The 25,525-nt window shown below is 45.4% G+C and carries 20 protein-coding genes; 12 read left to right on the top strand and 8 right to left on the bottom strand.

The window, feature by feature from the left end:
- Window positions 1-465 precede the first annotated feature (465 nt).
- From QUB08_RS27535 to QUB08_RS27505, 7 genes are all read left to right on the top strand, one after another.
- The gene (locus tag QUB08_RS27535; RefSeq protein ID WP_333155861.1) at window positions 466-1,545 is read left to right on the top strand and encodes a permease; all 1,080 of its coding nucleotides are present in this window, start codon (window positions 466-468) and stop codon (window positions 1,543-1,545) included.
- Between the two features lie 144 nt (window positions 1,546-1,689).
- Window positions 1,690-2,478: a TIGR03943 family putative permease subunit gene (locus tag QUB08_RS27530; protein WP_333228902.1), complete on the top strand. Its 789-nt coding sequence runs from the start codon at window positions 1,690-1,692 to the stop codon at window positions 2,476-2,478.
- A gap of 182 nt (window positions 2,479-2,660) precedes the next feature.
- Window positions 2,661-4,037, top strand: coding sequence for an oligosaccharide flippase family protein (locus QUB08_RS27525; RefSeq protein WP_333228901.1), 1,377 nt, complete (start codon window positions 2,661-2,663; stop codon window positions 4,035-4,037).
- 234 nt (window positions 4,038-4,271) lie between these two features.
- On the top strand, window positions 4,272-5,837 hold the full coding sequence (locus QUB08_RS27520; protein ID WP_333228899.1) for a hypothetical protein: 1,566 nt from the start codon (window positions 4,272-4,274) through the stop codon (window positions 5,835-5,837).
- A gap of 82 nt (window positions 5,838-5,919) precedes the next feature.
- Window positions 5,920-6,486 carry a hypothetical protein gene (locus QUB08_RS27515; protein WP_333228897.1) on the top strand — a complete coding sequence of 189 codons (567 nt, stop codon included), beginning with the start codon at window positions 5,920-5,922 and terminating at the stop codon, window positions 6,484-6,486.
- 710 nt (window positions 6,487-7,196) lie between these two features.
- Window positions 7,197-8,552 carry an ATP-binding protein gene (locus QUB08_RS27510; protein ID WP_333228895.1) on the top strand — a complete coding sequence of 452 codons (1,356 nt, stop codon included), beginning with the start codon at window positions 7,197-7,199 and terminating at the stop codon, window positions 8,550-8,552.
- 109 nt (window positions 8,553-8,661) lie between these two features.
- The gene (locus tag QUB08_RS27505) at window positions 8,662-10,038 is read left to right on the top strand and encodes an ATP-binding protein (RefSeq protein ID WP_333228893.1); all 1,377 of its coding nucleotides are present in this window, start codon (window positions 8,662-8,664) and stop codon (window positions 10,036-10,038) included.
- A 319-nt stretch (window positions 10,039-10,357) separates the two neighbouring features.
- Here QUB08_RS27505 and QUB08_RS27500 read toward each other — a convergent pair whose 3' ends face one another.
- The gene (locus QUB08_RS27500; protein WP_333228891.1) at window positions 10,358-11,137 is read right to left on the bottom strand and encodes an ion transporter; all 780 of its coding nucleotides are present in this window, start codon (window positions 11,135-11,137) and stop codon (window positions 10,358-10,360) included.
- Between the two features lie 50 nt (window positions 11,138-11,187).
- On the opposite strand from QUB08_RS27500, the gene QUB08_RS27495 reads away from it, so the two are divergent.
- The 3 genes from QUB08_RS27495 (at window position 11,188) to QUB08_RS27485 (ending at window position 13,980) form a co-directional block, all read left to right on the top strand.
- Window positions 11,188-12,762: a TerD family protein gene (locus tag QUB08_RS27495; RefSeq protein ID WP_333228889.1), complete on the top strand. Its 1,575-nt coding sequence runs from the start codon at window positions 11,188-11,190 to the stop codon at window positions 12,760-12,762.
- A 240-nt stretch (window positions 12,763-13,002) separates the two neighbouring features.
- The gene (locus QUB08_RS27490; RefSeq protein WP_333228887.1) at window positions 13,003-13,560 is read left to right on the top strand and encodes a hypothetical protein; all 558 of its coding nucleotides are present in this window, start codon (window positions 13,003-13,005) and stop codon (window positions 13,558-13,560) included.
- Window positions 13,561-13,635: 75 nt separating this feature from the next.
- Window positions 13,636-13,980: an NAD(P)H-quinone oxidoreductase subunit M gene (locus tag QUB08_RS27485; protein ID WP_333228885.1), complete on the top strand. Its 345-nt coding sequence runs from the start codon at window positions 13,636-13,638 to the stop codon at window positions 13,978-13,980.
- Window positions 13,981-14,325: 345 nt separating this feature from the next.
- Here the strand turns inward: QUB08_RS27485 and QUB08_RS27480 are convergent, their stop codons facing one another.
- The gene (locus tag QUB08_RS27480; protein ID WP_333228883.1) at window positions 14,326-14,682 is read right to left on the bottom strand and encodes a hypothetical protein; all 357 of its coding nucleotides are present in this window, start codon (window positions 14,680-14,682) and stop codon (window positions 14,326-14,328) included.
- A gap of 1,194 nt (window positions 14,683-15,876) precedes the next feature.
- Here QUB08_RS27480 and QUB08_RS27475 point away from each other — a divergent pair.
- Window positions 15,877-18,186 carry a protein phosphatase 2C domain-containing protein gene (locus QUB08_RS27475; protein ID WP_333228881.1) on the top strand — a complete coding sequence of 770 codons (2,310 nt, stop codon included), beginning with the start codon at window positions 15,877-15,879 and terminating at the stop codon, window positions 18,184-18,186.
- Between the two features lie 162 nt (window positions 18,187-18,348).
- Entirely contained in the window at window positions 18,349-19,074 is a 726-nt protein-coding gene (locus QUB08_RS27470; protein ID WP_333228879.1) for a glycosyltransferase family 25 protein, read from the top strand.
- Between the two features lie 374 nt (window positions 19,075-19,448).
- Here QUB08_RS27470 and QUB08_RS27465 read toward each other — a convergent pair whose 3' ends face one another.
- The 6 genes from QUB08_RS27465 to QUB08_RS27440 form a co-directional block, all read right to left on the bottom strand.
- Complete coding sequence (locus QUB08_RS27465) at window positions 19,449-20,144, bottom strand: LPS assembly lipoprotein LptE (RefSeq protein WP_333228877.1); 696 nt, start codon at window positions 20,142-20,144, stop codon at window positions 19,449-19,451.
- Window positions 20,145-20,428: 284 nt separating this feature from the next.
- Complete coding sequence (locus tag QUB08_RS27460; protein WP_333228874.1) at window positions 20,429-20,794, bottom strand: DUF1823 family protein; 366 nt, start codon at window positions 20,792-20,794, stop codon at window positions 20,429-20,431.
- A gap of 239 nt (window positions 20,795-21,033) precedes the next feature.
- Complete coding sequence (gap, locus tag QUB08_RS27455) at window positions 21,034-22,065, bottom strand: type I glyceraldehyde-3-phosphate dehydrogenase (RefSeq protein ID WP_333228904.1); 1,032 nt, start codon at window positions 22,063-22,065, stop codon at window positions 21,034-21,036.
- Between the two features lie 717 nt (window positions 22,066-22,782).
- The gene (locus QUB08_RS27450) at window positions 22,783-23,094 is read right to left on the bottom strand and encodes a P-II family nitrogen regulator (protein ID WP_223300725.1); all 312 of its coding nucleotides are present in this window, start codon (window positions 23,092-23,094) and stop codon (window positions 22,783-22,785) included.
- A 1-nt stretch (window position 23,095) separates the two neighbouring features.
- A complete protein-coding gene (locus QUB08_RS27445) occupies window positions 23,096-24,067 on the bottom strand; it encodes a sodium-dependent bicarbonate transport family permease (protein ID WP_333155829.1) in 972 nt (323 codons plus the stop codon).
- A gap of 204 nt (window positions 24,068-24,271) precedes the next feature.
- Window positions 24,272-25,006, bottom strand: coding sequence for a glutathione peroxidase (locus QUB08_RS27440; RefSeq protein WP_333228872.1), 735 nt, complete (start codon window positions 25,004-25,006; stop codon window positions 24,272-24,274).
- Between the last annotated feature and the right edge of the window lie 519 nt (window positions 25,007-25,525).

Below are 25,525 nucleotides of genomic sequence, written 5' to 3'. Positions count from 1 at the left end.
TGGTTTGTAAGGCAATTATCTATGCAGAGCTTGCCTTACAGATTTTTTTTTGCTCACTTTTTCAGTGCCATTGGACTAAAGTCCTCGCTACAAACTAATTTGATAGCGATCGTTATATAAAACAGTTAGCCTCGCCCGCCATCTGCAAAATCGGCTTTGGCATTTGTTCTAAACTCAATTATTTTTACCCGAAATATCTATCAAATCGGGGACGGTTCGCAGAGTCAATTATTGATAGCCTGTACGCGAAGCGGATACGAATAAAAAATCAGTCAAACCCACAGTTTTAACCAGTCCAAATCATTCAAGGTATCAGCATTGATTAAATTATAATTTATACAAATCCCCGAAAAAAACACAAAAACAAATTAACTATATCTTAACTTAGTGCTATGCTTTGGTATGATCTACAAGGAGTTCTACCAAAGACGTATAGCTAAATAGCAATCTACCAGTAGGTGATCGATGCAACCCGCCCTGACAAATCAGTTAAATAATGCTTTCACCCTGTTTCTCAGCTTGTTAGTAGAAGCAATACCTTTTCTGCTGCTGGGAGTTTTATTTTCAGGTTTGCTGCTGGGGTTTGTAGACGAACGCAAACTCGTATCGCGCATCCCGCGAAACCCGCTGCTGGCGGCTTTGATGGGCAGTTCGATCGGCTTTTTGTTTCCCGTGTGCGAGTGCGGTAACGTGCCCGTAGCCCGCAGGTTACTGATGCAGGGAGTACCCGCACCAGCCGCGATCGGCTTTTTGCTGGCGGCCCCCACCATCAACCCCGTGGTAATTTGGGCTACTTGGACAGCATTTCGCGATCAGCCAGAAATTGTAGTTTTGCGGGTGGTATTTTCTCTGTCTATAGCCACAATTATCGGCTGGGTGTTCAGCGCCCAAAAAGACTTGCGGCCTCTGCTGCAACCTTCTGTAGCCCGCGCAATCCCCTTGCCAAAACCAGAGTTTTCCGAAAAAGAACTCGTCCAAGCTAACACTCCGCTGCTGTTGCAGTCTGGAACATTTATGCTCGGTCAGCCAGGGGGGGTGGTGCCGATCGAATCTTTGCTACAAGACGACTGGAAGCGATTACAAACAAGCAAAACAGAAAAAACCTCGAAACGTTCCTCCATGTTCCACCGCGTTTCTAAAGAGCGTCTGCGCCTGCTTTTAGATACTATGGTACAGGAGTTGCGCGAATTGGGAGGAGTGTTGGTAATCGGAAGTGCGATCGCAGCCATCATTCAAGTTGGCGCCCCCCGCGAACTAATTCTCAACCTCGGCCAAGGCCCCGTTTCTTCGATTATAGCCATGCTGCTATTAGCTGCAGTCGTATCGATTTGTTCTACAGTAGATGCCTTTTTTGCCCTGTCTTTTGCTTCGACATTTACCAGCGGTTCGCTGTTAGCCTTTCTCGTTTTCGGTCCGATGATTGACCTCAAAGGCATCGGTTTAATGCTGTCAATTTTTAAAGGTCGAGCAGTAGTTTACTTAATTGTCTTGGCCGCTCAGTTAACCTTTTTAATGACCCTCGCTGTCAACTTGCATTTAGGTTAATAAACTAGCTAAAACAGACAACTAATACCATTTGAGCTTGGCGATTTTCAATTGCCTTGCTCCCCGATACGGAAGTCACGGATAGACGGATAGGTGTTTTTTTCTTTTCCTTCTTCCCTCTTCCTTCCCAATCACTCTTAAAAAATGAATCTTAAAAAAATTAGCCCCTGGCTGGACGCCCTAGCTATCTTAGCCTGGGGAATACTACTTCTTAAATATTGGATAACCGGCAAATTAAGCATTCTCATTCACCCCAATTACTTTGGCTTGACTCTAGCAGGAGGAATCGGCTTAATGGTTATTGGCGGTTTAAAAACTTGGGAACTCTTAAAACTCGATCGCAGCACAAAACAATCGCGGACATCACCAGCAAATAACTCTCTCAGAATCACAGAAGTTGAACACGTTACTTTGTTTCCCCCCAGTATCGGCAGCACCTTAATGTTGAGCGTCGCATTAATAGGTTTACTAACAACGCCACGCACATTTACCAGCCAGACAGCATTAGAACGAGGCCTCACCGAATCCCTGCCCATCACCAGACTGCAACCCCAAGAATTTCGCAATACTACAAAACCAGAAAAGCGCTCGCTCGTCGAATGGGTGCGGCTGTTAAATTTCAATCCAGAACCCGATACATACAGAGGTCAAAAAGTCAAAGTTCAAGGATTTGTAATTCACCCCCCCAACATAGCAGAACAATATATGTGGATCGGGCGTTTTATCATTACTTGCTGCGCGGCAGACGCCTATCCCATCGGGTTGCCGGTAAAATTACTGATCGGTCAAAGCCGCACCACCTTTGCCCCAGACAGTTGGCTAGAAATAGAAGGAGAAACGATCGTAGAAGAACTGCAAGGCAAGCGCAAATTAATCATCCAAGCATCCTCCCTCAAACCAATTCCCGAACCAAAAAACCCTTATGATTATTAGATGTGGAGTAAGTATGAGATTAAATTTTACCTTTATTGTGAGAGGGACACCCCAGACCCGTCCTCCCTATGCAAATTAAGACAAGGTACAGTCAGCTATAAAAGAGGCAACACCATCCTCTAGGAGTTGCCAAAAACAAATTCAGCAACTACACTCGTCATTAGTAAATAAACTCTGAGTATATGTCAGCAGAAAAAAAATTAGCTATCAAAGGTGCAGCCTGGACGATCGCCAGCTATGGAAGCAGTCAAATTATCCGATTTGGCAGTAACCTAATCCTGACGCGTCTGCTTGTGCCAGAACTATTTGGTCTGATGGGTCTAGCCTACGTTTTCATCACAGGGATCAACTTATTCTCAGACATAGGTCTAGGCCCAAGCATCATCCAGAACAAGCGCGGGGAAGATCGTGAATTTCTCAATACCGCTTGGACACTGCAAGTCATTCGCAGCTTTTTCGTTTTCATTTGTTTGATTATAATTACTTACCCAGTTGCTAGTTTTTATGGAGATCCCCGTCTTCGGTGGTTGATTCCAATAATAGGTATAAATTCCCTAATAGGAGGGTTTAAATCCACCGCCACATCCAGCCTACAACGCAAAATGGCAGTGAAGAAAGTAGTAATTTTTCAGTTGGGCATACAGATTGTTTCTACTACAGTGATGATTGTCTGGGCCTGGTTCGATCGCAGCATCTGGGCGATCCTTGCAGGCGGCTTGAGTGGAGCTTTAATAGAGTTAGTATGGAGCCATTTTTTGATTCCCGGCAAGTCAAACCGTTTTACTTGGGATAAAGAAGCAGCTAAAGAAGTATTTTCTTATGGTAAATGGATATTTTTGTCTACGGCTTTGTCTTTCTTGTGTTCTCAAGCCGATAGACTCATCCTCGGTAAAATATTTACTTTAACAATGTTGGGCATTTACGGCATCGCTTTTACTCTCGGCGATATGCCGCGCCAAGTAATCCTCGCCATTACCGGCAAGGTGATTTTTCCCTCAATTTCTCTGCTAGCAGAGTTGCCACGGGAGGAGTTGCGCGCCAAGATACTGAAAAACCGCAAGCTAATTCTAATACCATTAGCGGTAGGTTTAGCAATTTTTGTGAGCTTCGGAGATCAGTTAATTTTAACACTGTATCGGAAAGAGTATGCCGCGGCATCTTGGATGATGCCTATCTTGGCTTTAGGTATCTGGCACACCACACTCTACAATATGATGGGTTCTTGCCTGTTAGCCGTAGGAAAGTCTCAGTACCAAGCTATGGGCAATCTGCTGACTTTTGTGAATCTATGTATAAGTATACCGCTGGGATATCACTTAAAAGGTAATTTAGGTGCGGTGATTGCTATAGCTCTCGGCGACCTTCCTACCTATGTAGTAACTAACTACGGTTTGTGGCGAGAAGGACTAACTTGTTTTTGGCAGGATATTCAATTAACAGCACTGTTTGTAGGGGTGCTGGCTACTCTAATTTGGTGTAGAGTGGCTTTTGGTTTGCATCTGCCCATTGATAAAATATCACCGATGGATTTAGTTCCAATCAATCAACTGTTTCAGTAAACAAACCTGTTGAAAGTGCCGCGTGTCCCACCTAGTTAATATCTTAAGTTTCATTCAGTCCTGGAGGCCCCACAAGTTTAAAAAACTAGGTGGGTTACTGGAAATAACTCGTTGCAGCAATTTACAGTGGTAAAAAAATGGCTGTATGAGTGTTAGGAATGGGGGCATAAGTGTAAAATTTAACAGGGAAAATTTGGCAGTTAATTTTCAGCAGAAAGTAGGAGAGAAAGATTAGTGAGTATTTTTAAGAAAAAAATTAATCCTTCACCCTTCGCTATTGGGCCATTGAAACAGCCGATCGACCGCACGGCCATCTTCCTCATGCTAGTGCTGAGCGTCTTAATCGGACTGCTGCTGCTGAGCGGCGATCGCACGGCACCCAGAGTGCGAGAATTTACCTGGGAAAACAAACAAATCGGCGCCGAAGATACCGGCTTTATCCTCACATTCTTTCGGCCCATGAACCAGTCCACCGTCGAGGAAAACTTAAAGCTAGAACCCCCCCTCCCCGGTAAATTTAGTTGGGCTGGAAGACGCATGGCTTACACCCTCAAAAATCCAGCACCCTACGGCGTTACCTACACATTAAAACTCGCTGGATCAACCGACAAGTATTTCGGAGAAAAAAACCAAAATAAAGGAACGCTAATGCAACCGTTTAGCAGTTCCTTTCGCAGCCGCGATCGAGCTTTTGCTTACATCGGCGTCCAAGGCGAAACAGAAAGCAGATTAATGCTAGTCAATCTCACCAGCAGCGACTCGAAACCGATACCGCTGACTCCCAAAGATTTAGTCGTTACCGATTTTAAACCGTATCCTGACAGCGATCGCATTTTATTCTCAGCCACAGATCGATCAATCGCCCGTAGTCGCGGCACTCTCAATCAAGAACTATTCACAGTCACCACCGGCATCAACCCCCAATCGGGATCAGGAAATCAACAAAAATACCCAGCCGGTAGAATCGACAAAATCTTAGACTCCAAAGATTACCAAAACCTCAAATTTGACCTCTCAGCCGACGGAAAAATCATCATTGTCCAGCGCGTCAACCGCCGCAATCCCGGCGATTTCAGTCCTTGGATTGTGGAAGAAAAAGTGCCGCCCAGACCATTGGAAAATGAACAAGGCGGAGATTTTATGATTCGCCCCGACAGCAAATCGATGGTAATATCTCAAAAACAAGGATTAGCGATCGTCCCCCTCAAACCCGAAGCAGACCCAGTAGAATTTTTACCAAAATACGAACAAGTATTGGGGATGGCCAGCGACAACTCAGCCGCCGCCTATGTTAAATACAACAGCGACTTTACTCGATCACTTTTCATCTTAGATAACCAAGGTGTAGAACAAGAAATATTGCGTATTCCCGGCAGCATCATAGCCGTTTATTTCGACCCCCGCAAAAACCAAGACAACCAAGTTCAGCGTCTCTACTGTTTGTTAGCCCAACGCCTCAAAACAGAAAGCTACAAAGAACAGCCTTTCATCGCCACCATCGACCTCAAAAAAGAGGGTAGTCGTTTGGTAGGAACCATCAAACCGCTGCTAATTTTGCCCAACCAATTAGATACCCAAATCAGTTTATCTCCCGACGGGCTGGCATTAATTTTCGACCAATCAGTCACAGCAGCAACTCCCTCAGCAGCAGACAATCCCCGCAACGATAGTGGACAGTCGATCGCCACCAGTCGCCTCTGGCTGCTACCCTTAGTAGAAATACCCGCAGACGGTTCTGCAGCAAAACTACAGCCAGAAGAACTTCCCTTTGCCGGCTATCACCCCCGCTGGCTACCATAAACCAATTTGAGATTTAAGATCGCACTGCTGACTAATCACTGGTGACTAATCTAAAATCTAAAATCTAAAAGCTAAAATCATTATGACTCCCGAAGAAATTAGCAATACCCTTAAAGACTTATTTGGTGACAGTGTTGAGATGCCTGCTGCTACTTCTTGGGAAGTAGAAACCCCCAAATTTCGCCTGTTAGTCCTGCTTTCAGAAGACGGGAGTTGGCTGCGGATTTTGCTGCCGATCGCCGATGCCCAGGAAGCTCAACCATTTCTTGATAAACTGCTACAAGCTAACTTTGACACCACCCTGGAAACTCGCTACGCCTTACATCAAAACGTTTTGTGGGGAGTATTTCAGCACAGTTGTGCCACACTCGCGGCTGCCGATTTCTCAGCCGCCGTCGCCAGACTGCTGGCTTTGCAAGAGAGAGGTTTGTCTGACTTTTTCGACGGTTTGATAGAAAGCCGCATCCGTCAAATCATCAAAGCTGCGAAGATGCAAGGACAGTCTGTGGAAACAACCCTTCAGACTTTAGACCGTTTCTACGCAGAGGGATTGATGGGTGAAATGGAACTAGGCCGAGAGTCTCGCGAAAATACTCTCGCCGCTTGGCGGTATCAGCTAGAACGCCTCTGGCCGGAGGTGGAACCCTAAGACGATTGCAGATTGCAGATTGCAGATTGCAGATTGCAAAAAACTGATGACTATCGAGGTTCGGAAGTTGCCTAAAGTTGCATTTCTTTTGAGGGGTATAGGAACTGTGGCCGACGGTTAGGATGTTCTTAATTCCACAAACCCTTGCGGAACATTGCTTCTTCCTTCTCTCCTAGATAACTAAAGCCTTCCATCCGTTACATTCGGTTACATCCGAAGAAAGCGAATCCGTTGCCGAACTTCCTTCTGCTGTACAATCTGCCGATTTTGGCCTGGGCCCCAGTCTGCACCGTTGCAGCCTCAAGCCCCTTGGACAATGGCTAATCCGGGCCCTCCAACCCTCGAAGGATGCCCGTATATTCACTGATAACCCGCGAGCGGTTCTCCAATTCCCTTGTCTCACTGGAAAAATGGTATAATTTATCACAATAATTAGTTATAAATATTAAAAAATTTCGGAAAACAGGCGATCGCAGGTATATCATGGTAAAAAGTTTACAGCAGAGATCAGTAAGTTCCACAAAAGCTTCGATCGTTTAATATTGACTTAGAAACAAAATCTTTAGCAGACAATGCTACTGCGATCGGGTTTTCCCATCAGGTACTCTTGTAAATTGACAAATTAGCAACTACCCGCTACCAATTACCAGTTACGAATTAATAGCAACTTAAGTTGTCGATTAATACAATATTTAACAGGGGTTTCATCTATGTTTGCTGTGCGTGAGATTAGCTCGGAGTTATCAGTGTTGCATATAGCTGAAATTTGTACTTGGAACATCTCCTTAGAATCAACTCTCCTAGACCTGCCACTCTACAACTGCCAAATTGAATTAACTCAACAGGCAAAAGAAGTAGCCCAGGCTTTTGAAGAAAATTCCATGCTTCCGGGCGTCATTTTGACACAGGGGGGTAATTTTGTCGGCATCATATCCAGGCGTCTCTTTTTTGAAAAAGTTAACCGCCGCTACGGAGTAGAAATGTTTTTCAAGCGACCAATAGAGGTGCTGTACAAGTTTGCCAAGCCAGAGGAACTCGTACTTCCCGCCAGTAAATTAATAGTAGAAGCCGCCCAGGAATGTCTTTACAGATCAGCAGAATTAATTTACGAGCCGGTAGTAGTGGAAATAGCCCCCCAGACCTACAAGCTGTTAGACGTACACCAATTAATGGTCGCTCAATCAAGAATTCACCAATTAACAAATAAGTTACTCCACAAACAAACCCAAGCAAAACTCATCCAAACAGAAAAAATGGCTAGTTTGGGGAGGATTGTAGCAGAAGTAGCCCACGAAATCAGAAATCCGCTGAACTGTATTTGGGGAAATTTAACTTTTCTGCTGTCCTATTTTGAACACTTGCTTCAGCTCATGTCGGTTTATGAAGAAGAATATTCGGCACCGTGTCCCCGAATTGATGCCCTTAAAAAAGAAATTGAATTTGATTTTTTACAAGAAGATTTGCCGATAACATTAGAAGGGATGGAGTTGGGAGCCTCGCAATTGCTAAAAATAGTTAACGGGCTGCACCACTTCTCTCACATGGACGAGACAAAACCAGCCCAGACAGACATTCACGAATGCGTGGAGATGACGCTGTTAATTTTGAAAAACCGCTTTAAAAACAGCATAGAAGTGGTTAAAAATTACGGCGAACTGCCGCTAGTTAGCGGCTACTCCGGTCAGTTGAGTCAGGTCTTTTTGAATTTGTTAGTTAATGCTCTAGACGCCCTGACAGAGTACGCAGCCGATCGAGAAATACACACCCCGTGCCGGGACAACTGGCAGCCCCAAATCGAAATTACCACTAAAGTTATAGAAACCGAACACGGCAAGCGGGTGGCAATTTGCATTGCCGATAACGGGCCCGGCATTCCCCCAGAAAATCACAAGCAGATATTTGACACCTTTTTTACCACTAAACCAGCAGGCAAAGGCAGCGGTATGGGGCTGGCTATCTGCAATCAAATCGTCACAGAAAAGCACGGTGGCCAACTGAGAATGCGATCGCAACCAGGTAAGAACACTGAATTTGAAATTCTCCTGCCTCTAGTTGGCACAACATGATTAACTCAAGAATATTCTCGATTGTTCGCTCAGAAAAGTGAAATGATAGGGTAGCTTAGTAGTAGGTTCTCATTTCACTTTCCCAGCGTTTCGGCAACTAAAAGTTCCAGTGGCAAATAAATTCAGTTCCAAACTCATTGGCCCTTCACTCTCCGAAGGCAGCCATCAAGACCTTTCCCTAGAATCTACCCTCTGGGATTTGCCCCTGTATGAATTTCAGGTTAAATCGAGCTGCTTGGCGGTGGCAGTTGCTGAAATGTTTGAACAGCATCCCCTAGTGCCGGGAGTCGTCTTGATGGAAGCAGGAGAGTTTGCTGGCATGATATCCCGCAGGCAACTGCTGGAATATTTGCTCAAACCCCAAGGCCCAGAGCTCTTTTTGCACCTGCCGCTGAAAGTTCTCTACAGTTACGCTCGCGTCGAAATATTATTAGTCGCAGAGAGTACAACCATTTTGGCAGCAGCCCCACAAGCTCTGCGTCGATCGCCCGAATTGCAGTCAGAACCAATCGTCGTCCAAATAGACTCCCAATCTTACCGCCTCTTAGACCCTCACGCACTAAACATCGCGTACTGGCAAATTCGTGGCATCGAAACTCAAGTGCGCTACGAAAGAGCCCAAACTCAAATGATTCAAAGCGAAAAAATGGCTAGTTTAGGGCGTTTAGTCAACGGAGTTGCCCACGAAATTTTAGATCCGGTAGGCTTTATCTGGGGGAATTTAACCTACGTCAGCGACTACAGCAAAAACTTGATGGAATTGCTCTCAGTTTACGACGCGCACTGTACCAACCCCCCGCCGGAAATAGCACGGCTCAAAGAAGAGATCGACTATGACTTTTTGCAAAACGATTTTCTCCGAACTGTTGCCAGCATCAAATCAGGAGCAGAACGTTTGAGCAAGCTGGCAAGCAGTTTGCAAAACTTCTGCCACATAGACGATGTTTATCCCAAACCGACCGACTTGCACGCCAACATAGACAGCATACTTTTGCTGCTCAAAAGTCGTTTGACCAGGGAAATCCAAGTAGTGAAAAACTACGGCTACCTGCCACCAGTGCCATGCTATGCAGGACAGCTAAACCAAGTATTTATGAATATATTGACGAATGCTATTCATACATTAATTAACGAAGCAGTCGGTCAAGAATTGGCGAAAGAGTTCAAAGGTGGAGGACTCAAAGAGTTCGATCGCCAGCCTCAAATTGAAATCACAACTCAAGTCTGCTGTCCCGAACCTGCGCCGGATTTAGACAAACTTCATGTTCGCTGGGTTTCGATTTGCATAGCAGATAACGGGCCAGGAATGTCACCTAGCAAATACAAAAAAATCATAGAATCATTCTCTACGGAAAAACGCGCTCTCAAAGAAACCAGTTTAGCAGTTAGCTATCAAATCGTGACAGGCAAACACGGCGGTGCATTCAGAATGCGATCGGAATTAGGCAAGGGCACGGAATTTGAAATTTTGTTACCCTTAGCTTAAAGAAGTCAGTAGTCAGTAGTCAGTAGTCAGTAGTCAGTTGCTATTAATTATTATAGCAATCCTAAATGAGTCGTAAAAAGATGTAGGGGTAGTGCTACCCCTACTCCCCGTGCCTACCCCGGCCGCAGGGGGGGCAACCACGGGGGGTTTGCCCCTACAAAAAATACACAAATGATTTAGGATTGCTAGAGTTATTGGTTATTAATTATTATGAAAAATACTGCTACATATAAATTAGAGGCAATCTTCTGTAGGGAAACGGCAATGCTGTCTCCCTACCTGAAAACTGCTGTAACCGTCAACAGTCAACAGTCAACAGTCAACCATTATCTAACTGAGTACCGCACATTTTACAAAATCTAGCATTAGCATCGTGTACAGACCAACCGCAACTTTTACAAACAGCTTCTCCGTGATTAGCACTTTTAACTAAGTGTTTAATCAAATCCCCCAATTGCCAAGGAATCAGAGCAATTCCCGTCAAAATCATCAAAATAGTCAGAAAACGACCTGATTCCGAAATCGGAGTAACATCGCCAAATCCCACCGTGGTCATTGTGACAACCGAGAAATAAACAGCATCCAAAAAAGTTCCAAAACTTTCGGGATTTGCCGGATGTTCGACTTGATAAATCAAACCCGAATAAACAAAAATTATTGCCAGCAAAGTAAACAAAATCCGAGCAAAAATAACCCCATCTTCGCTGCTGATGCGGAAAATAGAAATTTTTAATTCCAGAAAGCGGATGAGTCGGAGAATTCTAAACCAGCGAAAAATTCGGATAAAACTAACGTTGACAAATCCCAGTAAAAATGGTAATATTGCCAGCAAATCAATAATTGAAAAAAAACTAAAAATAAATTTAACTCGATTGTCGGCACACCACAGCCGCAATAAATACTCAACTGCAAAAACGATTAAAAGGACGGTATCGAGAGTTTGCAAATTAATTCTAACAGTTTCCGAAATCGGGTAAGTTTCGGCGATGAAGCTGGTCGAAGATAGGAGAATTAGTCCGGTAAGAGTTAAATTGACGGTTCGGCCAATGGGGGTTTCGATGTCTTCGAGATAAAATCCAATTTGCGATCGGGTTAACATAGATCAGATAGATAATTAATACCATTTCTCAGGTAAGGGAATTATCGCATATGAGTATCGAATTAACTAAGGGTGAAAGGTTCAATCTTTCTAAAGAAACTCCTAATTTCAGTAAAATTGCGATCGCCCTGGGTTGGCAAGTCAGCCAGAAAGCGCAAAACTGCGACATAGACGCATCTGTTTTTATGTTAGCGGCGGACGGTCGCATTCCTGATGAAAAGTATTTTGTATTTTACAACAATCTGACATCGCCGGACGGTGCGGTGCGGCATTCGGGAGACAGCAGGAAGGGACAAATTGAGGGAGATGATGAGACGGTTTATCTGGATTTGAGCAAAATCAATGCGGCGATTCAGGAAATTGTGTTTGTTGTGACTATTCACGACGGACAGGAAAAGAATCAAAATTTTAGCAGCGTGAAAAATGCTTTTATCCGGCTTTACAATTTGGAGAGTGGGAGCGAACTTGTTCGGTATAATTTAAAAGAGGTTTTTTCGCAAGAGACGGCGTTAGAATTTGGACGTTTGTACATAAAGAGTGGTGAATGGAGATTTCAAGCCCTAGGACAAGGATATAATGCTGGGTTGCAAAGTTTTGTTGACAAGTATCATGTTGAGAATGGGGTAAAAAGCACTGAGAATGTGGCTCAGAAGCTTGATGATGCTGAGATTTTGAGGCGGTTTAGCGATCGGGTTGATAACCAATTGCGGGAAAAAGCAGCGGGAGAGTCTGTTGCTAATCCTGTGAATGCGGATAACTTGGAAGTTGAGGAAGATTTTGATGATTCTGTTTATGAAAGTCAGGAATCAGCTATCACTGCTGAGGAATTTTTACGGCGATATAACGAAGGAGAACGAGATTTTACAGGAATTAACTTAACCGGAGTGGATTTGAGCGGAAAAACTCTGGAATCTCCCATTAGTTTAAGTCAAGCAAACTTGAGTAATTCAAACTTGAGTAATGCCAACCTAGTGAAGGCTAACTTGATAGGAGCTAATCTGCAAGGCGCAAATTTGAAGAAAACCAACCTGCAGCAAGCTGATTTGATTCAATCTAACTTTAGTGGTGCAAACTTAACTAAGGCAAATTTAAATTATGCAAGACTCATTCAAGCGAATTTAAGTCAAGCCAACTTAAGCGAGACACAATTGAGTAATGCTAACCTAACTACAGCCAATTTAAGTAGTGCCAACCTAACTCAGGCAAATTTAAATAGCGCTAATTTGATAGGAGCAGATTTAAGTCAAGCCAAAGTAACTAAAGTTAGCTTATCTTATGCTGATCTAAGGGGGGTTAAGCTGAATGGGGTAAGTTTAGTTGCAGTAAACCTTGATGGAGCAAACCTGACAAACGTAAATTTGAAAGCGGTAAGCTTGATCGGATCTAGTCTTGCTCAAGCTAATCTGAGCGGTCAAAACTTGGCAGGCTTAAACCTGTCTGGAGTTAGCTTTTACAATGCTAACTTGAGTGGAGCAAACTTAACTTCAGCAAACCTGTGCGGAGCAAATTTGAGTTATGCAAACTTAGAGAAAGCTAACCTGAAAGATGCCAACTGGGTTGGAGCAAATATAGCAAGTGCAAAACTCGCAGGTGCAATTATGCCAGATGGCACAACACACGAATGAATTCGATCGCCAATATTAAACAGCAAGGTGGGCAATGTATTGGTGTGAATTTAACCGAAAGTCCGCCAGGGAATGAATTCCCTGGCTAATAGCTTAAGTCCTCTGAAGAGGACTAATGAGTTCTTCAGTCCTCGACCGAGGACTTTTTCTATGAGGCAGGGAATTCATTCCCTGCCGGACTGAGGGAAATAGCGTTAAATTGACACCAATGGTGTGCATCCCCCACCCAAAAAATACAGTATGATGAGTGTGAAATATCAAATATATAGATTTTCGATGAATGAATCCGACACAGAAATAATAGAATCTACCCTCAGATGGATGACGGAGTTTGTCGAGTTACCGCATCCAGTTTTCAGCGATTTACCCATTTGTCCCTTCAGTAAAAAAGCACGCTTGACCAATCAAATTTTATTCAAAATCGAGCCGTTTTCAGCGCTGACTGAGTTCGATCGCGATTCTGCCATCATGAAATCGATTCATGAATTTTATAATTCGGAATTTGAAATAATGGTAGTAATTAATCCCGAAAAAACAGCAATTACTGCGCCCGAAACTAAAGAATTGATAGACAAATTGAATAATCAGATTTCCGAGTTGGGCTTGCTGGCTTTTCACGTTCATCCCGAAGAAGATTTTAATATTGACGGGCTTCATACTAGGAGGATGCCCTATCCGGGCTTCACCGTTCAAGTAAATTCTAAGCTGAAGCCCGCTTCCGATGCTTTAGAGAAAACTGAATATTACAAAAATTGGACACCCCAACAACTAAAAGATTTCGGGATTCCGAGAAATTGACGATCGCCCATCCTCCCCGCGCATCTCTGAGCCATTACAATTAATTCAGCAAAAAATCTTTACACATAAGAACTCATGCAGCTCAAGTCCACAACCCGCCATATTCGTATATACACCGCCATCCTCGAAGACAACGAACTCGTCCCCAGCAACGACCTTTTGACGCTGGACATTGACCCAGACAACGAACTTAACTGGAACGATGAGTCAGTCAAACAGGTATATGCCAAATTCGACCAACTCGTAGACGCTTACGAGGGCGAAGACTTGACGGAGTACAACCTCCGCCGTATCGGTTCGGAATTGGAGCACTTGGTACGATCGTTCCTACAAAAAGGCCAAATCAGCTATAACCTCAACAGCCGCGCTGTCAACTACAGCATGGGATTGCCTCAAGTTGATGCCAAAGTTCACCTGTAAGGGCGATCGGGCGATCGGCATTTATGTCAACTTAAGATTGAAACCCATAATAAATGTCGCTTGTAGCTGAGTTTCGATCCCTCTGACATCTTGCACCATTCTCGATAAATCTTTTATGAACAGGCTTTCCGGCCTGTTCCACAATAAAATTCATCTCTTGTGGAACGGGCATCTTGCCCGTTCTTGAGAATGGTGCAAGATGTGAGATCCCTCCTACTTCTCTTAATCAGGGGAGTACGGGGGGAAAAGAGGGTTCTGTTTCCTCTCCCGCTTTGGGGATTGAGGGGGATTGAGGCTTGGATACAGAGGAAAGGTGGAGATGGGGAGAATTGGGAAAATCTGCTTTTATTCTTCTTCCTGCTTCTTTCTGACTCCTGACTCCTGACTCCCGGCTTCTTCCTTCTTCCGACTTCGATCGGACTTCTCCCCCGCCTTTCCAGCATCAACCGGAGAATTTGGAACGCGCTCGCGTTCCAAAAACTGTTTAACTGCAAGTTGGCGGTTGGTCATAAAGTGACCCCAAGCGCCGGGAAACAGCCCATCCAAGGTTTCCACCAGGGCCCAAACCTCAAGATTCATCACTTTGTAATAAAAACTGTGAGAATGTTGAATGCTAGTGAGTATTTCGTCTATTTCAACAGCAGGCAGCAGCTTCGGATCGGTCAAATTCTTGGGAAAGGCGCTGGGTTCATGTGGGGGCATGGTTAAATACTCAACAACTTGCAGAGGCCGGTCAGTCGATTTGAGATTTGAGATTTGAGATTTTAGATTGACTCCACAGATGAATCTGCGGACTTGAACTAATATCTAATTTTTTGGCTCTCCACGACTAATGTCGGGGGCTGGCATCCGTCAGTCGATTTTAGATTTGAGATTTGAGATTTTAGATTGATTCCACAGATGAATCTGCAGGCTTGTATCCGTCTTTGGGTAGGGTTAAATTTAACTTCTCTTGCGAAACTAGGGCGCGAGGCACAGATGACCCTTCGCGAGAAAACCGAGAATTGATATTTATTTATACCTATCGGCTCAGGTGATTTCTACGTACCAGCATCCTACCATTATAGTTAGTCTAAAATCTCAATTCACTTGAGTGCTGCGATTTCTTCCCAAATTGCCACTATCAGGAATATGCTGAAAACAGCCTGCTTTCAAGCCGAGGACTTGGGCATCGCGCGATCGTCTAACCCTGAAAGCTCATAGCAAGATTCAACCGGCCGTCAACAAAATGGTAAACTGTTCCTGTCAGTACAAGACATTAAAACCTACCCCTAGACAGGGGGAAAGTCACCCCTAAAATATTGTCAGGAGTTGGACTAAATAGCCAAAAAGTTTACTAAAGTTAGTCATACTTAACTTGACTGGTTAACCTTTGTGGGTGGTAGAATTAGAGCGATGCCAAAAACCAAGGCTTAATTATCTGGGAGAGTAAACCGAGCGTGCAAGTCAAAACTGACCAGCCTGTAAAAAGGTCGAACGGGAGTCCGCGTTTCGTTAAATTGGTTGAAAATATTGGATGACTCATGGCTAAAATATTCAACTAAAATTAATTCGATTAGGGTGGGCTACACCCGAATTAACGCCTGTGGACAAGAAGGAGCCGACTCCCTTGGGTGAAGCAGGAAGCAGACCCTTCAGGAGCAATCCCGATTGAATGGTGAGACTTAAATAAGTTTAGCCAAGTTTTGTGTAGCAGATATCACTACGCACACAACAGTGGAAACGTGGTGAGCCCGGGAACCTGAAAAATCAGGATATTAGGACTGCGAAGTCTTAAGAATCTGCGTCTGTTGAGAAAGCGGGAGTGTCAAATAATCGCCACGTATCAACCCGTCGAGGTTCAATCGCTAAAATAATTCAGATCAGCACGCTTGCCCAAAGGCGTCAGGAACCCTTATGCAAAACTCTGTGGCAAAACACTACTTATGGGCTTTAGGTGAAGGGATCAAAGGGTGTAAGCCAGGCGATCTGATCGCTGGTCGCTACTTGGTCAAGCGCGATCGACTTCTTGTCGATACTCAACCCGAACACTTGCCGGAACTGCCCGAAGAGATTCCGAGTGTTGTCACTCCTTATCTGAGACTGTTTGCCTATCAGTTGCACGTACCTCAAGTATACGGCCTGGTATCGTCCAAGATGAGCAAGCTATCGGGAGATATCTGGCTACTGGAAAACGGGCCGATTTTGAAGGTGACGGAATCTTTAATGCCGGAATTGGCCGATTCCTGGAAAGGAGCAGCAGCGATGCGCCAGCTCAATTGGCTGTGGCAAATGGCTCAGTTGTGGCAGCCGTGTATCGCTCAGGGCGTGGCTTCCACACTGCTGACTCCCGAACTGCTACGGGTGGAAGGGCAATTGGTGCGGTTTCTGGAATTGCAGCCCGATCGCAAACCGCCTCATTTGTCGCAGTTGGGCAAATTGTGGCAGCAGTGGCTCGAAGATGCTCACCCGGCTATTGCCAATTTTTTGAGGCAACTTTGCCAGCAAATGGTTGCCGGTCAAGTGCGCCACGGCGAACAACTGATGGGCCAGTTGGATAAAGCTTTGGCAAAGTGCGGCCGATTTTACGATCGTCACGTTGAGATTGCCACGGGCACGGATGTAGGCCGATCCCGGGCTCACAACGAAGATGCTTGCTATCCGCCCAGCGGTACGCTGTTGGCAGGAAATCCGGGGGCGGAAGCTTGCGCGATCGTCTGCGACGGTATCGGCGGACAAGACGGGGGCGAAGTCGCTTCGGAAGAAGCAATTGGTGTGCTGCGCGACAAGTTGCAGCAAATGCCCCTGCATCAAGCTAATTGGGACCCGTTGAGCCTGACTTCCAAGCTGGAACGGGCGGCTTGTGCTGCTAATGACAAGATAGCCAGTCGCAACGACAGCGAACACCGCCAAGGCCGCCAGCGGATGGGAACTACGCTAGTTATGGGTTTAGCCCACATTCACGAGCTCTATGTCGCCCACGTCGGAGACAGTCGGGCTTACTGGATTACCCGCACCGGCTGCTATCAACTTACTCTTGATGATAATGTGGCTTGCCGCGAGGTGCGTTTGGGCTACTCTCTCTACCGGGATGCTTTGGAACAAGTGGCCGCCGGAGCTCTGATTCAAGCTTTGGGGATTACTTCGTCCAACACTTTGCACCCGACTGTGCAGCGTTTTCCAGTGGATGAAGACTGCGTTTTGCTGCTGTGTTCCGACGGTTTGAGTGATAAAGACCGGGTTGAGGAATGTTGGGAAGCGGAGATTTTGCCAATTCTCGACGGTAGCATTAGTTTGGGTAAGGCGCGCGATCGACTGATTGAGATTGCTAATACTAGAAACGGTCACGATAACGTCACTGTTGCTTTAATTCACTGTCAAGCGCATTTGAGGGAAGACGGCAATACTTTTACAGAACTGTCTGTCGCACCTTTAGATACGCCGATCGAACTAATTTCCGACAGCGAGGATATGCCAACGGATTTGACCGAAAGCACAAGCCTTGGCGAGGGTAATTCTCCAGGAAAAACGCAGTTTTTACCGCCGGAAAAAAGCAAAAGTTCATTTTCGCTGCTGCTGAAAATTTTATTTTTATTAGGGTTGGGGGGTGTATTTGCTTATTTTTTCATCCCTCCGGTGGGTCGCGCGATCGATACTGCCGGGGAGTCGATTTTCGGGAAACGCGGTTTAATTAATGCTGGAAGCACGCCGGAGAAAACAGTTGAATCTGTAGCTTCTCCGGTCAAATCTTTAGAAACCGGCTCGTTTATAGAGATTAAAAGTTCTGCGGCTGGGGAATTGGGAAAAGAGGGCGATCGCTTGGATTTGCGAGGCGCAATCGGTGAGTTGACTGTCAAAGGAACAGTCCCAGCCGGCAGCGTTTTGCAGGTGACAAACAAACAGCTTACGCCTCAAGGCAATTGGCTGGAATTGAAAGTTTGTTCGATTCCTGAAATAGTGCGATCGAACTCTCCCAAACCCGAGTCAAATAAAGATTTTTCTACAGTTTCAAAACCGACACTGAATCCATCTCCCGCTGTGGCAAATCCCTCGCCTTCCCCAGCAGTTAAGCCAACCGTTGAAGTAGAAAGCGCCAAGCTGCAACCGGGGGAAATCGGATGGATTGCAGAACAAGCTGCTGTTGATAAGGTACTCTCCAACCCAGCCCCAAACCCTAATCAACAGGGAAAATGCGTTGATTCTGACTCAAACCCCAATGCTAATTAAACTGTCAATAGTAGCTCCTGCCGAGGTAATTTGAGTAAGTTTAGGAAAAGAGAAGATGCAGCGTGCTAAAAATAGAATAGTTTAAGGCAGACACAGACCTAAAATAAAACTTGAGACCCCTCAAGCCGAAGATTCATCAACTTCTTGATTCGAGATCAAACTATGACGAAAATTACAGACTATTTCCAGGGAGTTTATGCGGTAAATCTTCCTGAAAGGAAAGACCGACGCCAACTCATAGTCAAGGAATTAGAGAAAGCAGGAATGCCCCTCACGCCCCATAAGGTTGAGATATTTCCCGCAATCCGCCCCGACGAAGCTGGAGATTTCCCTAGCATTGGGGCGAGGGGATGCTTTTACAGTCATGTAGCTATCCTCAAGCAAGCAAAACAGCAGGGGTTGAGCAATATCCTGATTGTAGAAGACGACCTAGAAATTTCAGCAAAGTTCAGAACAGACCAAGCTGTTATCCTCGAACAACTGTGTCAGCAAGAGTGGGATTTCGTCTACTTCGGACACGTCGAAGAGGTTGAAAAAAAGTCTCCTGTCGCCCTCGTGCCCTTTTCTAAGGGCGTGATGACCACTCATTTTTACGCTGTAAATGGCAGGATTTTCGATCGCCTCCTGCGGTTTCTGGAACAACTGCAACAGCGACCTCCGGGACATCCCGACGGCGGCCCGATGCACCTCGACGGAGCTTATTCTACTTTCCGATCTCAAAATCCCGATGTTGTCACCTTGATTGCTTCTCCAAACCTGGGGTGGCAAAGGAGTTCCCGTAGCGACATCTATCCTAATGCCTGGTTTGACCGTGTACCTGGGGTCTGGCAATTGGCAGGTGCAGCAAGAACAACCAAAGCATGGCTGAAGCGTTGGCTTTCTAGTTAATTGAATTCGAGTTTACAATCGTTCACTTATAAGCTGTGTTGCATCTAGATTGCCTATGGTATTAGAGAGGGAGAGGGGGAGAAGAGGATAGGGGGAGAGGATTTGACGATTTTTGATGGGGACTCGAAATATACAATTTAAATGCACAACAGCTTATCCAATCTGTTAGCACAACCGCCCCGAAAATAACTAATACCCAATCCGGGTCTATTACTCCCTTTATGAAGGAAGCGGTTGATACCTTTTGACCTCAAACTATACAAATCAAGTCTGCCGGAGTTGACGCGACACGACGTAGGCTCGGACAGACTAACAGATCAAGGGGATATTTAAGCCGGATTTGGTATCAGCATATTTGATATGATGCCTGATTGCTAACCTAATTTCTTAGATATCTCTGCAAGTTTAGTCACCATTTGTGATACGGCTTTGTCAACTGCCTCGCTCAAAAGTGAGTCTTCATTGCTGCTGCCAGAATTGCTGCTGACACCTCTGACAGAAATATTAGAATCGCTTTGATCGGCTTCTCCTACTGCTTTGGCGGTGGCAAGAATATCTCCTGAAGCTGTACCGATTAACCGCACATCTATTTGAACGGTAGCTTTGGTTTTTTGCGAACCGGCGCCGATTCCCATGAAACTGCCGCCGCCTGATTGTTTGTCAATATTAAACTTGGTAATGGTGCCGATGAGCACGGCGTCAACTCCTAACTCTTTGCCAATTTCTGCAGCAGTGCCGGCATCCATCGCACCGCTGCGATTTTGCTGTTTGAGCGCTTGTTCGAGTTTGCTACGATCGACTACTGTATAAGTGCCGTTGTTGACGAGTTCGTTGATTAACAGTTCGCTGATGCCTTTGGCGGCGCCGACTCCCCTATAGGAAGTGTAATAGCTGTTGGTGGTGCCGTAGTCAAAGTCCATGACGACGAGGCGCTTTTTGGCAGTAGCTTGGGCGAGTTGGGTTGCGGGTTGGGTGGTGGCTGGCGTGGCGATCGCATTTACTGAAACGCCCGCTAACATTAGGGTAGCGAGGGAAATGCTGGTTAAGCGAGATATGGTGGTTGTTTTCATAAAGCTTTCCTCACAGTGGTTTTGTGCCGACTCTAGGATACTTTACGGAACAGCCCGATGTCAGCCTTGGGGGTGAGGAGGTTGGAATTGGCGGGTTTTAGTGTTTTTTCACTTTCAACAGGCTTAATTTTGGTTAATTAACCGCAGAGGACGCAGAGGACACAGAGAAACAAAGGAAGAGTTGAATCAAGGTTTCAATCCTTTATAGGGGTTTTCCTGCCAAAAAATCTCATATCTCTGTACTCTAAAGGTGGCAACAACCCCACAGCCATCCAAAATTCCTCTTACGCCCCAGCTTCCATAAAACCCATCAACCAATTAGCCATCGTCGCCCTGCGAGTCTGTCTGGGCCCGAATTCCCCAATTTTATAGCCTTTAAACCCCAATTTTTCCTTCAGCAACTGCTTGTTTTCTGGAGGAGTCGATCGAGTCAATTTCACCGTCGCCGGCCTAGAATCGATAAAATCGGGCGGTTCCGGGTACTCTTTGCGCCATTCGGGTGCAACATCAGCACTGTTCCACTGGCCAGTCTCGGCATCGCAGCGGTAGCCCAGATACAGCCAAACTAATCGGTTGACGGCAGCATCGTCGATTTCTTCGTTGAGAATAGCCCAAATAGTTTCGTTATTCAACGGTGGTAATTCAGACATATAAAGTAACGGAGGGGGCATTGGGCATTGGGCATTGGGCATTGGGCATTGGGCATTGGGCATTGGGAAAGAAGGAATAGGAAACCAATTGTTTCAGCAATTAAAAATGCTTTAACTACCGAGAAGGTTGCTATATCATTATCAGGAACGGGCTCTCCGGCCCGTTCCACAAAAAATCCTAGGAATTTGTTTGTGGGGTGGGCTTCTAGCCCGCCCAAAATGCCACCCCCCCCAAAAAATTAATTATTCAAAATTCCGTCTTTCTCGGCCATCGACAGCATTAAGTCAATCACCCGGCTAGAATAACCCCACTCGTTGTCGTACCAGGAAACAACTTTGAAAAACTTAGAATTCAGTTCAATTCCCGCACCTGCATCGAAAATGCTCGATCGCGCGTCGCCCTGAAAATCTGTCGAAACCACCGCATCCTCAGTATATCCAAGAATGCCTTTGAGTTCGCCCTCCGAAGCTTTTTTCATTGCCTCGCAAATTTCTTTATAGCTAGTTTCCTTCGCCGTTTTGAAAGTAAGGTCAACTACAGACACGTCGGGAGTTGGCACGCGCAAAGCCATTCCCGTCAATTTTCCTTTCAATTCTGGCAATACCAAAGTAACAGCTTTCGCTGCACCGGTCGAAGATGGAATAATATTTTGAGCCGCACCGCGTCCTCCCCGCCAATCTTTTTGGCTGGGGCCGTCTACAGTTGGTTGAGTAGCTGTCATGGCGTGAACTGTCGTCATCAAACCTTCTTCCAATCCGAAGTTATCGTTGATAACTTTGGCAATGGGTGCTAAACAATTTGTCGTACAGCTAGCATTAGAAACAACCGTATCTTTTGCAGGGTCAAATTTGTGGTGGTTGACGCCTACTAGAAAAGTTGGAACTTTTTCCGGGTCTTTTGTCGGTGCTGAAAGTATTACTCGTTTTGCTCCTGCCGTCAAGTGTTTTGATGCGCCTTCAAAATCTGTAAACAATCCGGTAGATTCTACAACATAATCTGCGCCGGATTTACCCCAGGGCAATTCGGCAGGATTTCTAATCGCTGTACAGGGGATAAAATTTCCGTCAACGACAATCCCGTCTGGTTTGCTTTCAACTTCGCCGTCGTAAATGCCGTGGGTGGAGTCGTATTTGAAAAGATAAGCCAGGTTGTCTGGCGAAACTAAGTCGTTAATGCCGACAAATTCGATGTTGGGGTTTTTGATGCCGGCACGCATGACTAGCCGTCCGATGCGACCAAATCCGTTGATGCCGACTTTTAATGCAGCCATGTTTAAACTCCTATTGAAAATCTCGTTAGTCGATCGGGCGATCGTCTGTGGTGGCTTAGAATTTACCACGCTAACGGATTTTGGCAACTGATTCTTTTCTATCTCTTAAGAATTCTGAATTCTGCCCCGGCTGGGAAGGGCAATTAATGCTGAAATGACCGCTGACTAATGGCTAATGGCTGATTTTTGTCAACTTGTAAAAGTGCTATAATAGACAGAAAATATTTTCAAAATAGTCTTTTTAAAATTACGCTAAAGTAATAAGAAAAAACCTATGGAAAAGCTAATACCAATTTAATGTGAAGTTGCACATATCTCGATCCCCCTAAATCCCCCTTAATAAGGGGAGTAGGGGTTGACTTTGATCGGAATCTTGTCCCCCCCTTATTTAGGGGGGCTAGGGGGGATCTAATTCTATGCAGCCTCATAAAAAATTGGTATAAAACGGATGGGCATTCTCACCCGTGGTGGCTGTCGGAACCCGAAGCCTAGGATTAAAGTCGCAGATACGCGCAAGAACACGGCATTGCCGTGTCCCTAAACATATTGCGTACAATCTATAGCAATCCTCGCATAATTTGTGAATTTCTTACTCCCTCCCCTTGATAAGGGGAGGGTTGGGGTGGGGTAAAAAGTTTACGACTCCTGCAAGGATTGCTATATATGTAGCTCTAATTTTCAGAATTGGTATAATCACCCATCACTCATCACTAATGACTACCCGACGCACCTAGTAATTAGCAATTCCACCGCATCTGAAATAAAACACGAGCCACCAAATTTATTGAGCACGGGTCTAATGTTTTCTGCAACTGCTGAAACTTGAGCTGGTGAACAAAAAGCAAGCACATAAATGTTATCCAGCGCCGTCATTGATGAATCACGGGAAACGTGATCCCTAGTGCTTTTTCCAGCGACATCACGAATCACCGAATAACCGGGTACGCCAGCTTTGTCTAAACCGTCTAAAATCTTGCCGAGTTCTACTGAGTGGGCTATGATTTCTACTCTTTTGACTGACTCCATCATCTCACCTCCAAAACATATTGATTCCGTATAGATACAGGGGAATGCCTACAATGATATTAAATGGAAATGTCACTGCTAAGGCCGTTGAAATGTAAAGACTTGGATTCGCTTCGGGAACAGTTAGGCGCATGGCTGCTGGTACTGCTATATAAGAAGCACTCGCGCACAATACGGCAAACAGCAAAGTGTCTCCCTGCGGCATTCCGATTACTTTGGCTATTACCAAAGCAATTACTGCGTTGACTATGGGAATTAGGATTGCAAAGCAGATCAGAAAAATTCCTGCTTCTTGCAAATCTTTAATTCTGCTGGCTGCAACCAGCCCCATGTCTAGCAAGAAAAAAGTTAGAACTCCGTAAAACAAGTCTTGAGTAAACGGACTCATAACTTCCCAACCATGTTCTCCTGTCAGTACGCCCATAATTAGGCTGCCAATCAGCAGAAAAACTGAACTGTTTAGGAATGCTTCTTGCAACACTTCTGGCCAAACTATTTCGCGTTTTCCTTCTTCCCCGCCAAATACACTGACTAGAATCAGACCAACTATAATGGCTGGGGATTCCATTAATGCTAGCGCGGCTACCATGTAACCGTCAAAGTCGATCCCCTGTGCTGTGAGGAAGGAGGTTGCGGTGATAAATGTGACGGCGCTGATGGAACCGTAGGTGGCTGCGATCGCGGCGGCATTGTAGGAGTCGAGTTTTACCCTCAGTATGAAAAAAGTATAAATTGGTACTAGCATTGACATCAGCATCGCTGCCAAAATTGTCAGGGCAACTTGCTGGTCAATTCCGCTTTTGGACAGTTCGACGCCGCCTTTAAATCCGATCGCAAACAGCAGGTACAGCGAAAACAGTTTGGGGATGGGCGCTGGAATTTCTAAATCAGATTTGAGAAAAATTGCCAGCATTCCCATGAAAAAAGCTAATATGGGTGGATTTAAGATATTTGACGCGACTAAACTCAAATCCACGATCGTTCACTCCCATTTCTTGCGTTTTTAATATTACTTCCCCAGTAATTGTGGCACGAGAATGGATAAAAAGACCGATCAAACTTTTGACTCAGAAGCTCGATGGGGCTAAATACCGCCAAATACCCCAAAGGCGCACAGTGCACACCTTACTCGTTGTAAGGTGTGCACGCGGCCACCCGCAAGCTAAGTATTGTGGTTTAACTAAGCAACTGCCAAATAAGACTCTAGGGCTTCGGAACCACCGATCAACTTGCCGTCGATAAATACTTGCGGCACAGTTGTAGCCCCAGTCATAGCCCGGAGCGATCGAGTTGTGATCTCCCGACCCAAGACAATTTCTTCATAATCCAAGCCATGTTTACTCAGCAGTGCCTTAGCCTTAGCGCAGAAGGGACAGCCCATTTTTGTAAACAGCGAAACTACCTTCGGCTTGGCTGCTGCGGAGTTGATGTAGTTGAGCATCGTCTCGGCATCGGACACTTTGAAAGGGTCGCCCGGTTCATCAGGCTCAATAAACATTTTTTCAACCAAGCCATCTTTTACCAGCATCGAATAACGCCAAGACCGCTTGCCAAAGCCTAAATCTGTTTTGTCTACCAGCATTCCCATGCCTTCGGTAAATTCGCCGTTACCGTCGGGAATTAACGTCACATTGTCTGATTCTTGGTCTTTGGCCCACTCATTCATCACAAAGGTGTCGTTGACGGAAATACAAACGATTTCATCTACGCCGTTTTCTTTAAAAACTTTGGCCAATTCGTTGTAACCGGGGAGGTGCGTTGACGAACAAGTGGGAGTAAAAGCTCCTGGCAGCGAGAACACTACTACGGTTTTACCTGCAAATATATCATCGGTGGTGACATCCACCCACTGGTCGTCTTTGCGAGTGCGAAAGGTGACTTTGGGTACTCTTTGACCTTCTTGGTTCGTCAGCATGATTTTAAATTTTTGGGTACTTGGGTTCAATTCCTTTGCTTTTTATAGCGTACTCATAACGAGTATGAGTTGTCAAGGGCAGGCGAGTTTTTTTCTCGGACTTGGGCGCGCGCGAGATCAGTTCATTGTCTTTGCGACAGCTAGCAGATTTAACTGCCAGCCGGGAAGTCCCTCGGTATATTCAGAGGGGACATATCTGAGCGCTGCGCGAAGTACCCCGAATGAATTACGCCCGCGTGATGGAAAGAACCGTCGGATGTCGCGGACGGAAGCCGACAATTATTCTTTTATGTCCCTTGATAATCTGGAAATACTCTGGTAATATATTAGTAAGTCGGGGTGGAACTACCTCACTATAAAAAGCCTTTGTAAAAAAGCAAACAAGAAGCCTGCGGTCTAACGGTACTCCGTTGACCGTCAGGTTTGTTCACAACTTGCTGTTTAAGGATCGCGAATTAAATAACTTACAATTTTAATTGTTATTGTGGGATGGGCGTCCCGCCCGTCCTTTTTGGACGG

Origin of the sequence: Microcoleus sp. BR0-C5 (assembly GCF_036705045.1) — a bacterium.
In the GTDB taxonomy this organism is placed as follows: Bacteria; Cyanobacteriota; Cyanobacteriia; order Cyanobacteriales; family Microcoleaceae; genus Microcoleus.
The sequence above is the reverse complement of the archived record's forward strand: the minus strand, read 5'-3'. Positions and strand labels throughout refer to the sequence as shown.